8 protein-coding genes are annotated in these 11221 nt (G+C 64.2%); 3 read left to right on the top strand and 5 right to left on the bottom strand.

The genetic code is table 11. The annotated features are described in order from the left end of the window. Positions 1-119 precede the first annotated feature (119 nt). The gene (locus tag MOV80_RS18465; RefSeq protein WP_249605361.1) at positions 120-2360 is read left to right on the top strand and encodes a TonB-dependent siderophore receptor; all 2241 of its coding nucleotides are present in this window, start codon (positions 120-122) and stop codon (positions 2358-2360) included. A 161-nt stretch (positions 2361-2521) separates the two neighbouring features. On the opposite strand, the gene MOV80_RS18460 is transcribed toward MOV80_RS18465, so the two are convergent. Then, positions 2522-3220 (bottom strand): NUDIX domain-containing protein, encoded by a 699-nt coding sequence (locus tag MOV80_RS18460; protein WP_118266234.1) that lies wholly within the window; start codon positions 3218-3220, stop codon positions 2522-2524. Positions 3221-3353: 133 nt separating this feature from the next. Between MOV80_RS18460 and MOV80_RS23490 the strand changes: the two genes are divergently transcribed. Together MOV80_RS23490 and MOV80_RS18445 are read left to right on the top strand one after the other, a co-directional pair. Beyond that, positions 3354-4166, top strand: coding sequence for a ribose-phosphate pyrophosphokinase-like domain-containing protein (locus tag MOV80_RS23490; RefSeq protein WP_081576231.1), 813 nt, complete (start codon positions 3354-3356; stop codon positions 4164-4166). Between the two features lie 26 nt (positions 4167-4192). Continuing rightward, entirely contained in the window at positions 4193-5911 is a 1719-nt protein-coding gene (locus MOV80_RS18445) for a nicotinate phosphoribosyltransferase (RefSeq protein ID WP_118266236.1), read from the top strand. Positions 5912-5971: 60 nt separating this feature from the next. Here the strand turns inward: MOV80_RS18445 and MOV80_RS23565 are convergent, their stop codons facing one another. The 4 genes from MOV80_RS23565 to MOV80_RS18425 form a co-directional block, all read right to left on the bottom strand. Further along, complete coding sequence (locus tag MOV80_RS23565; RefSeq protein ID WP_161523010.1) at positions 5972-6718, bottom strand: fimbrial protein; 747 nt, start codon at positions 6716-6718, stop codon at positions 5972-5974. Between the two features lie 283 nt (positions 6719-7001). Continuing rightward, entirely contained in the window at positions 7002-9398 is a 2397-nt protein-coding gene (locus MOV80_RS18435) for a fimbria/pilus outer membrane usher protein (RefSeq protein ID WP_162896935.1), read from the bottom strand. A gap of 41 nt (positions 9399-9439) precedes the next feature. Further along, entirely contained in the window at positions 9440-10171 is a 732-nt protein-coding gene (locus MOV80_RS18430; protein ID WP_043592523.1) for a molecular chaperone, read from the bottom strand. Positions 10172-10235: 64 nt separating this feature from the next. Next, a complete protein-coding gene (locus tag MOV80_RS18425; protein ID WP_043592522.1) occupies positions 10236-10799 on the bottom strand; it encodes a fimbrial protein in 564 nt (187 codons plus the stop codon). Between the last annotated feature and the right edge of the window lie 422 nt (positions 10800-11221).

Below are 11221 nucleotides of genomic sequence, written 5' to 3'. Positions count from 1 at the left end.
CGCGGGCGGCTTGACGATGTGCTATCAAAAATGATTTTCATTTCTATTTGAGGGTTTGGCATTTTGCTTCGGAATACATAGTGAAGTGAAACAATCTCCTCACGTAGAAAGGAACTTGGATGTTGAGTCAGAAACGGTCGGCCTCCCCCATATCAACTACACGCCGACTCGCGCCGCAATCCGCCTTCCCGCTGAATAAACTTCTCTCCGCCACCCGCCTGGCCCTGATGGTGGGCTTTGGCGGTATGGCCTTGGCTCCGGCCGCGCTGGCGCAAGGCACGGACGCCGCGCCGGCCAAGGTCCAGGCGGGCAACAGCGCGCCGGAACGGCTGGAGCCGGTGGTGGTGCAAGGCCGCCGCGTCTACGCCGGCGGCCAGTTGGCCACCGATAGCCGAGTGGGCGTACTGGGCAATCTGGATGTGATGGACACGCCGTTCAGCACCATCAGCTACACCGAGGACTATGTGGCCAATCAGCAAGCGCGTGAGATAGGCGCGCTGATCGGCGCCGCCGATCCCTCGGTCCACGTGGCCAGCAAGGGCACCATCCTCGAGAAATTCAATATCCGCGGCTTCCCCACCTCCGCCAACGATATGACCTTCAACGGCTTGATCGGCATGGCGCCCAATCTGCGCGGCTCCACCGAGATGGCGGCGCGGGTGGAAGTGCTGAAGGGGCCGTCCACCCTGCTCAACGGCATGCCGCCGGAAGGCAGCCTGGGCGGCAGCGTCAACATCGTGCCCAAGCGCGCGGGCAACACGCCGCTGACTTCCATCACCGCGACTTATGAATCCGACAATATGCCCGGCGTGCACGTGGATGCGGGCCGGCGCTTTGGCGACAGGCAGCAATGGGGCGTGCGCTTCAACGGCGTTTACCGCAACGGCGACACCGCGGTGGACAAGCAGAAACAGGGCATGAACCTGGCCTCGCTGGGCCTGGACTGGCGCGGAGAACGCGCCCGCGTCTCGCTGGATCTCTACCACCAGCGCGAGAAGATGGACGGCATCAACTACTTCGGCATCTTCTCCATCGCCCCGGGAGTGACGCAGCTGCCCACGCCCAAGAAGGGCGATTACCAGTTTGCGCCGGATTGGGCCACCAATACCAACACCACCCAGGTGGCCTTGCTGCGCGGGGAGTACGAGCTGAGCGACGCGCTGACCCTGTACGGCGCTTATGGCCATCGCAAGGCGGACTTCGACGCCACGATCACGCGCGACACCCTGCTCAATAACGCCGGCGATCTCAGCGTGGGCGTCTACCGCCTGGTGAACGAGGGCACGCAGAAATCCGGCGAGGCCGGCGTGCGCGGTCATTTCGACACCGGCAAGATTCAGCATAAGTGGTCGCTGGCGGCCACGCGCTTCACCTCCGAGCGCAGCTACCGGGATGGAATGGGCCCAAGCTTCACCACCAATTACTATGCGCCGTCCTTCGGGCCCAAGCCGACGTTCCGGTTTATGGGCAGAAGCGTTGAGGACAAGCTGGGCAGCATCGCCCTGGTGGACACGCTCTCCTTCATGGACGGCAAGGTGCAGTGGACGGTGGGCACGCGGCGTCAGAATGTGCAGAGCAGCAACTACAACGCCGCCGGCGCGCAAACCTCCAACTACGACCAAAGCCGCTGGTCTCCGGCCACTGCCTTGCTGGTCAAGCTATCGGAACAGCTCTCGGTTTACGGCAACTACATCCAGGGTCTGAACCAGGGCGGCGTGGCGCCGGACACGGCCAAGAACGCCGGCGAAAGCCTGCAGCCGTATCAGACCGAGCAGTATGAACTGGGCGCCAAGCTGGATTGGGGCGGCCTCACCCATAACCTGAGCCTGTTCCAGATCGCCCGGCCCAGCGCTTACACCAGCCCGGACAGCAATGTCTTTGGTGTGTACGGCGAGCAGCGCAACCGAGGTTTGGAGTGGAGCTTCTGGGGCGAGGCCAGCCGCGGCCTGCGCCTGATGGGCGGCGCGTCTTACACCAAGGCCGAGCTGACCAAGGCGCTGGACCCGGCCCATCTGGGCAAGCAGGCCACCGGCGTGCCCAAGGTGATGGCCAAGCTGGGCGTGGAATACGATATCGCCGCTCTACCGGGCCTGACCGCCACCGGCAACGCCCAGTACGTGGGCGAGCGCTTTGTTCGCGACAACAACCAGCTGTCCTTGCCTTCCTACACCCTGTTTGACCTGGGCGCGCGTTACACCACCAAAGTGGCGGCCAAGGAAATCACCCTGCGCGCGACGGTGCAGAACGTCGCCAACCGAGCTTACTGGGTAGGGTCGTGGAGCGGCGGCGACGGCAGCGGCTTGTCCGGCGGCCTGGGCGCGCCGCGTACCTTGCTGCTGTCCGGCACTTTGTCGTTCTGAGGCTCTGCTTGCGATCCGCTGCGCGTCGCGGGATTTCGCTTGAGCGGTGGTTTCCGCTTTGGGCCGTCTTGGCTCGCGAGAGCGTGAGCCGGCGCTAAGCGCGCAGGGAAGCTAGTCAACGCCGCGGCTTCGGCCGCGGCGTTGTCGCGTCTGATGCCGGCTTACCAGCGCGCGCGCTTGAACAGGCTGAGCCGGTTGATGCGGAACAGACGCGCCGGGCGCTGCTTGCCGCCCAGGAATTCTTCGGTGGCCTCCAGTATGGCGGCCTCGTCCGCGTATTCGCCGGGCTTTGCGTCGGTTACTTTGATGCCCAGCCGTGAGCGGAAGGTGCCGCGGGACACGGTTTCGCCAAAGATCTGCTCGTAAGTGCGCTGAAGCTGGGTGAGGGTGAACAGCTCCGGCAGCAGCCAGCAGGGCAGGGTGGAGTAGCTGGCCTTGTTGCGTACCCGCTGCACCGCTTCCCGCACCTGCTCCGCGTGGTCGAAGGCCAGCTCCGGCAACTGGTCCACATCGTAAAAGTGGAACACGCCGTCGCCGGCGTCCCGCAGCTGCTGCAGCGGGATCAACGCCACATGGGCGATGGCCACCGACCAGCCGCGCGGATCGCGCCGCGGGCCGGCGAAGGTGCGCAGCTGTTCCAGATAGCGGGGTTCCAGTCCGGTTTTGTCGCGCAACACGCGCATGGCGGTGGCTTCGCAGCTTTCGTCCTCGTCCACATGCACATAGCCGCCGGGCAGCGCCAGCTGGTGTTGGCAGGGGGCATGTTGGCGACGGTGCAGCGCCACTTGCAGGCCGGTGGCGCCCAGGGTGAGCAGGACGATGTCCACGCTGACGGCGGGCGCGGGGCGAGAGGTGCTCATAGGCAGTCTCCGGTGTGGTTTTACGATATTTTCCGCCATATAGTTGCAAAACTCAACTAAGGTCATTTATACTGCACGCAAGTTAGTTGAAATTATCAACTAAGTAAGCCAACACAGCGCAGGAGTCGGCATCATGTTCAAGGTTTTCGCGGTTTCTCAGCAGGGCGCCAGCCAGCCGCTGGCTTTTCAAAGCACGGTGTTTCCCGGTGGGGAAGTGCAGGTGTCGGTGGAGCTGGATGCGCCGGCGGAAGCCTTGCGGCTGCATGCCCACCTGCCCGACGCGCAAGCGGTGATGACCTTGCTGATGCTGAGCGACGCGTTGCGCCGCGCTTATCCGGGCCGGCCGCTGGCGCTGCATCTGCCTTATGTGCCGTATGCGCGTCAGGACCGGGTAGCCAATCCCGGCGAGGCGTTGAGCGCCAAAGTGTTTTGTCAGTTGATCAACGCCCAAGGCTACAGCCGGGTGGTGATCCAGGACCCGCACAGCGATGTGGTGACCGCTTTGCTGGACCGGGTGGAAGTGGAGGACCCGTTGCCGGCGCTACGTCGGGTGCTGGAGCGGGTAGGCCCGGCGGCGCTGGTGGCGCCGGATGCCGGCGCGCGCAAGCGAGTACTGAAGCTGGCGCGGGAGTTGGGCTGCGAGGCGGTGTTGGCGGACAAGGTGCGGGATACCCAAAGCGGCCGCATCAGCGGCACCCAGGTGACCGGCCCCTTGCCGGCGCTGCCGCTATTGGTGGTGGACGATATCTGCGACGGCGGCCGCACCTTCACCGAGCTGGCCAAGGCGCTGCGCGAACGCCAGCGGGAACAGGGGCTGGACGCGCCGCTGCACCTGTACGTGACCCACGGCATTTTCAGCCATGGCCTGGAACCGCTGCTGGCGCATTACCAGCAGGTGTTCAGCCGCAATAACTGGACTGCGGATACCCGCTGCCAGCTGGTTTGACTTACACATTAGATAGGGAATACATCATGAACGCCCCCATTCGCCCCCTGGCCCGTGAACTGAACCAACTGCAGCCGTTCAATCTGGCGGACTTCTACAAAACCGGCCATCCATCCATGTATCCGGCGGCCACCACCAAGCTGGTGGCCAATTTCACCCCGCGCTCGGCCAAGTACGCGCCGGTGCTGCCGGAGCTGTTCGACAACAAGGTGGTGTGGTTCGGCCTGCAGGGCTTCATTCAGCAATACCTGATCGACTTGTTCGACCAGGAGTTCTTCCGCCAACCGCGGGACAAGGCGGTGCGCAAATACCAGCGCCGCATGGACACGGCGTTGGGTGCGGGCGCGGTGCCAGCAAGCCGGCTGGAAGCGCTGCACGCGCTGGGTCATCTGCCGCTGGAGATTCGCTCCCTGCCGGAAGGCGCGCGGGTGGATATCAAGGTGCCGCCGGTGATCTTCAGCAATACGCATCCGGACTTCCCCTGGGTGGCCACCTATTTTGAAACCCTGTTCAGCTGCGAATCCTGGAAGCCGTCCACAGTGGCCACCATCGCGTTTGAATTCCGCAAACTGCTGGACTATTTCGCTCGCCTCACCGGCAGCGCCCCGGAGTTCGTCAATTGGCAGGGGCATGACTTCTCCATGCGCGGCATGAGCGGGGTGCACGACGCCATGCGCTGCGGCGCCGGCCATCTGCTGTCCTTCACCGGCACCGACACCATTCCGGCGCTGGACTATCTGGAGGACTTTTACGACGCGGACGCGGAGCGGGAACTGGTGGGCGGCTCCATCCCGGCGTCGGAACACAGTGTGATGGCGCTGCGCATCCTGTTGACGCTGCAGCGGCTACGCCGCGACCCGGCCCACGCCGGGCTGGAGGAGGGAGCGCTGCGCCAGCTGGCGGAGCGGGAAGTGGTGCGCGAGTTCGTTAGCCAGGATTATCCGCAGGGCATGGTGTCCATTGTCAGCGACACCTTTGATTTCTGGAACGTGGTCACGGTGATTGCCCGTGAACTGAAGGACGATATCCTGGCGCGGCGGCCGGACGCGCTGGGCAACGCCAAGGTGGTGTTCCGCCCGGACTCCGGCGATCCGGTGAAAATCCTCACCGGCTACCACGACGACGAGCTGGTCCGCGTTGACGGCCTGCCGGCGCGGGACGCGGACGGCGCGTACACAGCGCTGAGCGGCGGTCTGCGGGTGACGGAGGCCGAGCGCAAGGGCGCGGTGGAGTGCTTGTGGGAAATTTACGGCGGCACGGTCAGCGCCGCCGGCTACCGGCTGCTGGACAGCCACGTGGGCCTGATCTATGGCGACTCCATCACCCTGCCGCGCGCCCGCGCCATCCTGCGCCGGCTGGCAGCCAAGGGTTTCGCCTCCGGCAATGTGGTGTTCGGAATCGGCAGCTTTGTCTACGGCATGAACTCGCGGGACACCTTCGGCTACGCGCTGAAGGCGATTTACGCGGAGGTGGACGGCGAGGCGGTGGATATCTACAAGGACCCGGCAACGGACGACGGCACCAAAAAATCCGCCAAGGGCCTGCTGCGGGTGGAGCGTGAGGGCGATCATTACGTGCTGCATCAGCAACAGACGGCGGAGCAGGCGGAAGGCGGCGAGTTGCGGCCGGTGTTCCGCGATGGCCAGCTGCTGTCGCGGCAATCGCTGGCGGAGATCCGGCAGCGGCTGATGGCCTCCTGGCAGTGTCCGGAGCCGGGCAGCATTCGTTGGAGCGTGGAGGACTGAAGCCGCCGCGTCGCGTTTCCAGGCCGGGCGGCATGCCCGGCCTTTTGCGTCGCCGTAGGCTTAATCAAAGCTCAACTCCACGGTGGCGGCGGCATTGACCTCGCCGGGCTGGATGGGGGCGCCGTTGACGGCGTAGCGCACCACCATGGGCAGCGCGTGCTGTTGCCTGGCCGCCAGGCTGGTGAACTCGGTGCCCAGTACATACGCACCGGTTTCGCCCTGGCGCTGCAGCTCCAGTCCAATGCCCTGGGCGTTGTTTCGCCCGCCGGCGATGCTCAGCAGCGTGCCGGTGTTCCCTCGCGCGTTGGCGTCGCTCAGCCTGGCGCGGATGCTGGTGCCGGGCGCGCAGTCCAGATCGATGTTGAACTGCTTATCGCCGGCGCGGCCGGTGCCGGCGAAGTCGAGGGTGCTGACGTCGGGCAGGCGGACAGTCTGGCTGGCGTTGCGGAACGAGCAGCCGATGGCTTTGATCGCGGAGGGGTTGAACGCATACATGTAGAGCGGCTGGTTGTAGATGTGTCCTCCCGGCGGGGCGCTGTAGTGCATGGCGTAATGCATGGGCGCAAGCACCCGGCTTGTGATATTGCCGGTCTTGATCAATTCGAAGGTGTCCTCGAGCATCGTTTTCTTCTTGTAATGAATGCCTCGGCGGTTGGTGTCGCTTTTATTGAGTGGCCCCTTGGAGAAGACTTGCGAGGTACTGGTGTTGTGGTTGTGGTTGCTCCAGCGGATGCCTATGCCCTCGGTTTTGGTATTTCTGACATGGCTCACCGAGGATTTGCCATGGTCTTGATTGCTGGGGGACACATGGACTTTCCAGGAGTAGTCCTGTCCCCGACCCAGCTTCAAACCGGTTGAGTTGCAGGAAATTTCTGTTTTGACTCTGGCCGTGGCCAATACCGTGCCGTTTGGCGCATCCCGTAACACCGTAATCTCGTTGGGGAAAGGCTGGGTCACGCTAGAGGTTGCGGAGCAAGTGGCATGAATGTGGTTGGCAATACCGCTTAGCACGAGCAATAGCAGCAATTGGACTCGTGGTAGGTGCGAACAAGTGCTTTGGGGAAGTTTCTGGCGTTTCATCTGATGACTTTCAATGGCAGGCGAGGGTTTGCCGCTGGTAATGCCGCCCCGGCTTGGCTGGCGGCAGCTTATAGCGAGCGGTGCAGCCGCCGTCGCTCCATTTCACGGCCAGCAGGCCTTGCGGCTGCGTGAGCAAGAGTAGCGTCCGGCCTTGCGGGTCCGCGATGCCCAAGGGCCGGCCGGCGGCGTCTTCTACGCTGGCGCCAAACGGCACAGCGCTGCCGTCGCGGCGACGCAGACTGAATTGAACGCGGCGTCCGCTGCGCGCCTTGAACACGGCCTTCACCACCGCGCCGCGGCGCGGCACCACTTGCTTGACGCTGTCTTCCAGCTCCAGCGCGGCGCCCAGCTTGCGGCTGTTCAGGCTCAGGCTGTTGGCGCGGTAAGGCTGAGCGTCGGCGCGCACGGTATAGCCGTTGCCGCCCAGGCCGGCGGCGCCGTCCACTTGCAGCAGGGCGAAGGTGTCGCCGACTGCGCGGCTGAGGTTGACGCCGCCGGCGTGGACGACAACGGCGCCGCTGGCGCCCAGGCTGGCGGATTGATGGTTGCGCGCTGTGCTGTAAGCGGCGCTCAGCTGCGCGACATCGCCCTGATGGACGCCGCTGGCGCTCAGGCTGGCGCCGCCCTGGCTGTCGCGGCTCACGGAGACGGTGTAGCTGTCGGCCTCGCCCAACTGGCCGCTGAGGCTGGTGTGCAGCGCGTTGCGGCCAAGCTGGGCGCTGAGCTGCGGGGCGCGTCTCCCAGTGTCCAGCGGCAGGCTGAAGCCCAGCATGATCTGGCTGGAGCCTTGGCCGCGGCCGTCGCGGCTCCGGCTGAGGCTGAGGTGGTAGTGAAACTGTTTCCAGCGATGGCTGTAAGCCAGGTTGAGGCTGTGGCTGGCGCCGGGCCGGCCCCAATAGTTCTGCCGGCTTAGGCTGAGATAAAGGCTGCCGCGGCGGCCCTCCCGGCCCAGTGTTTGTTGGGCGCTGAGGTCTATCCGGGCGCGCGCGCGGTGTTGGTTGGCGCGCCGGGCCAGGTCCGCCGCGTGGTCATTGAAGCTGCGGTAGCCGGCGGTGGAGTAGCGGTAAGCGGCCAGGGTGAGCTGGGTCTGGGTGCTGGGCAGGGCCTTGTGGTACAGCAGGCGCAGGCTTTGCCCCTGGCTGCGCCCGCCTTGGGCGCGGCTGAGGGATTGGCTCAGGTCCAGCGACAGCGCGCCCAGCGGCGTGTTGGCGCCCAGGCCCAGGTTGACTGCCTGGAAGCGCGGCGAGAGCTGGAAGCCGGCGGCCACCGTGCTGTCGTCGCTGAGGCCGTAAACCAGCGCGCCGGCGGCCAGCCCGGGGCGGGCCGCTTCGCCGCCCTGGTACTGGCCCAGCGCGGCGTGGTATTTCCAGCGGCCTCGGGCCTGCATCAGCGGCAGGCTGGAGAAGCTTTGATGGCTGACGCGGCGGCTGCCGTCGGCTTCGGTCACTGTGATTTCCAGTTCGCCGTTGGAGCCGGAAGGGGTGATGTCGGTGAATTCGAACGGGCCGGGAGGCACATCGGCGCGGTGCAGCACATAGCCGTTCTGACGCACTTCCACCGTGGCCTGGCTCTGTGCCTGGCCGCGGACCACCGGCCGGTAGCCGCGCTCGCTGTCCGGCAGCATAGCGTCGTCCTGGCTCAGTTGCGCGCCGCGAATGCGCACGCTGTCGAACAAGACGGCGTCGGTGTATTGCTCGCCCAGCGTCAGTTGGCTGCGCAGGGCGGTGATGTCGCGTTGCAGCAGGGTGCGGTTGCTGCGTATCTCTGCGGCTTGGCCCGTATTCCAACTGAGGGTGGCGTCGTTGCGCAGGCGCCAGTCGCCCAGATTGAGCCCGTTTTGCAGGCCGAGATAAAACTGGCGGCTGGCGCGGTCGTCCTGGCCACGGCTGTATTGGCTGCTCAATTGATAATTGGCGTAAGCGGCGTTGACGCCGGCGTCCCATAGCGCCGGGTCGACATAGCCGTCCGCGCGGCGCAGGAGATGGGCTTGGGGCACGCTCAGCTCAAGTTGCAGCCGGGTGGAGTCGTAGCGTACTTGCGCGTGCTCCAGGCGTCGGGGCAGATCCACGCAGGCCTCGTCGCCGGCACCGGACGCGGGCAGTTTGACGCCCAGCTTGCGCAGCAGCGCGGCGTCCAGGCAGGGGCGGACTTTGCCGTCCGGCTGCTGGCGGAACAGGATGTCGCGGCGGTCGGCCAGTTGATGGTTGAGCAGGATGTCCACGCGATAGCTGCCGGGCAGGACGTTGTTGCCCGCGTTCAGCACCGCTTTGAGATCCGCCGCTTGCCCGTCCAGTTTCAGAAAGCGGGTGTTGAAGGCAGGCGCGTCCGCCGCCAGCGCTTGCGCGCAGGCGAGCAGCCAGCAGGCGCAGGCCAGCGAGGGCGCGGCGTTGCGGCGGGCATGGGGCATCAGCGGTTTGCTTCTCATCGTCTCACGGTACAACGGTCGGCTCAGGGCTCCAGCCGCTGCGGCTGAGCGGGCGCTACGCCTTGCAGCCGGGCTTCAAAAGCCTGGCTGGCGCCAAAGTCGTTGATGATCTGGTAGCGCAAGCGCGCATCGTTTGCGGTGTCGGCGGGCAGTGGCCATTGTCCGCCGGCGCCGGGTGCCAGCATTTGGGCGCGGCTGATTTCCTTGGATTTTCCGCCGGAGAGCAGGGTCAGGCCGGTCACGGTCACGTGGTAGCGGCTGGGGTTGTCCGCTTGCAGCCAGCTGTTGCCGCGCTCGCGCCTCAGCCGCCAACGTAGGCGTTCCGGCGCTTGCAGCGCGTCGCCGTCCAGGCCCGGCGGACGGTAGAACACCTTGACGCGCTGGCGCACCGCCAATTGCAGCACATTGCCTTTCCCGGCGGCCTGAGGGATTTCTTGCACATTGAGCCAGAAGGCGGTTTCCTGTTGATCGGACGCGCCGGCGCCGGCGTAGAGGATGCGCAGCAATTGCTCCTGTCCGGCCGGCAGCCGCGTCAGCGGCGGAGTGATGGCGAAGGGCAGTTCGGCCTTGTCGCTATCCAGCGCTTCCAGCCAGGATTGCACCAGGATGTCCGCGCCGTGATTGCGCACTGTGACGGAGGCTTCCGGATGCGCGCCGTCGAAAATGACGCGGGTGCCGTTGAGGCTGATGCCGGCGCTGGCCTGGGACATGGCCAGCCAGGCCGCCAAGCCGGCGGCGTGCAGCAGGGTTTTCATGATGGGGGCCCTGAAAATAGACAACGGCGGGAAGCCCGCCGCTGTGGGTGGAAGAAACTAGGGCTTAGTCGTAGCTCAGTTCGAAGGGGAGGTCGGCTTGTACGTTGCCTGCGGTTATCGTGGTAACTGCCGGGTCCTTAACGAAAGCGGCATCAAACGTTATGGTTTCTGTACTTGGAGTGGACTTGTTCAGCAGTTCTCCAGACACAAGGTCATAGCTTATTGCCTTCCCCGTCTGATACAGCGCGATGCCAATGCCAGCCGCCGGTGAGCCGCTGGCGATGTTCTTCAGGATGTTGGTTTGGCCTGTGAGCGTGTTGGTGCTGTTTAGAGCCTTGAGGGACACGGTCAAATTCTTAGCGCCCGTGCAGGTAATGGTTATTGAGTGCGCTTTGAAATGACTGGGTCTGCTCGCCAAGGCTTGTACCTTGTCCATGGAGATCTCGCCCAGAGCGACATTAATAGCGGGAATAGCCATCGCTGTGCTGCCGTCTACCGAGCAACTGGGCGCAGTGACTTTGCCAGTGAACTTGATGGTGCCGGTTCGGGTGACGGCGGCCTGAGACGTCAGCGGAAGCGCTGCGGCAAAGACGGCGGCCAGGGTGAGGAGGGTGTGCTTTTGTTTCATTGTGGTCTCCAGTGGTTGCGGCGCGCAGGTGCTTGGCCTGGGCCTTGGGTGGAGACCGCATGATAAAAACACATTCAATTCAGGTCTTTAGCGTGGTTTTGAACGCCTCTTACCTTTTCTTACCAAGTCATAACTTTCCTTGTTTTGACTTTATTAATGTCGGCAAACAAGATTTAAGCCGCTTTAGTTGATTGATAAGAGTTTAAACCTGTCCTTTTGGCCAGTTTTGTGAAAATAGCAATTTTCTTGGATTGCCCGCTAAGTACCGGTTATCTAAAATGTTTTGGCTAAAATTTTGTCATCTCCACCCCCATTACGCCTCACGGCCCCCATCCGCAGACCAGGTCGAAGCCCGTCGCCATGGGGGCTTTGCATAAGGCCGGTTTGGGGGTGTTTTGATTTTGGATCGTTCGAAGGACCAC

Source organism: Chromobacterium sp. IRSSSOUMB001 (genome assembly GCF_023507765.1).
Classification (GTDB): Bacteria; Pseudomonadota; Gammaproteobacteria; order Burkholderiales; family Chromobacteriaceae; genus Chromobacterium; species Chromobacterium haemolyticum.
Note: the sequence above shows the minus strand (reverse complement) of the source record. Positions and strands in the feature narration are given on the sequence as shown.

Coding starts and splice junctions, on each gene's coding strand:
- MOV80_RS18465 (WP_249605361.1), top strand. CDS start 120: ATGTTGAGTCAGAAACGGTCGGCCTCCCCCATATCAACTACACGCCGA.
- MOV80_RS18460 (WP_118266234.1), bottom strand. CDS start 3,220: ATGAGCACCTCTCGCCCCGCGCCCGCCGTCAGCGTGGACATCGTCCTG.
- MOV80_RS23490 (WP_081576231.1), top strand. CDS start 3,354: ATGTTCAAGGTTTTCGCGGTTTCTCAGCAGGGCGCCAGCCAGCCGCTG.
- MOV80_RS18445 (WP_118266236.1), top strand. CDS start 4,193: ATGAACGCCCCCATTCGCCCCCTGGCCCGTGAACTGAACCAACTGCAG.
- MOV80_RS18435 (WP_162896935.1), bottom strand. CDS start 9,398: ATGCCCCATGCCCGCCGCAACGCCGCGCCCTCGCTGGCCTGCGCCTGC.
- MOV80_RS18430 (WP_043592523.1), bottom strand. CDS start 10,171: ATGAAAACCCTGCTGCACGCCGCCGGCTTGGCGGCCTGGCTGGCCATG.
- MOV80_RS18425 (WP_043592522.1), bottom strand. CDS start 10,799: ATGAAACAAAAGCACACCCTCCTCACCCTGGCCGCCGTCTTTGCCGCA.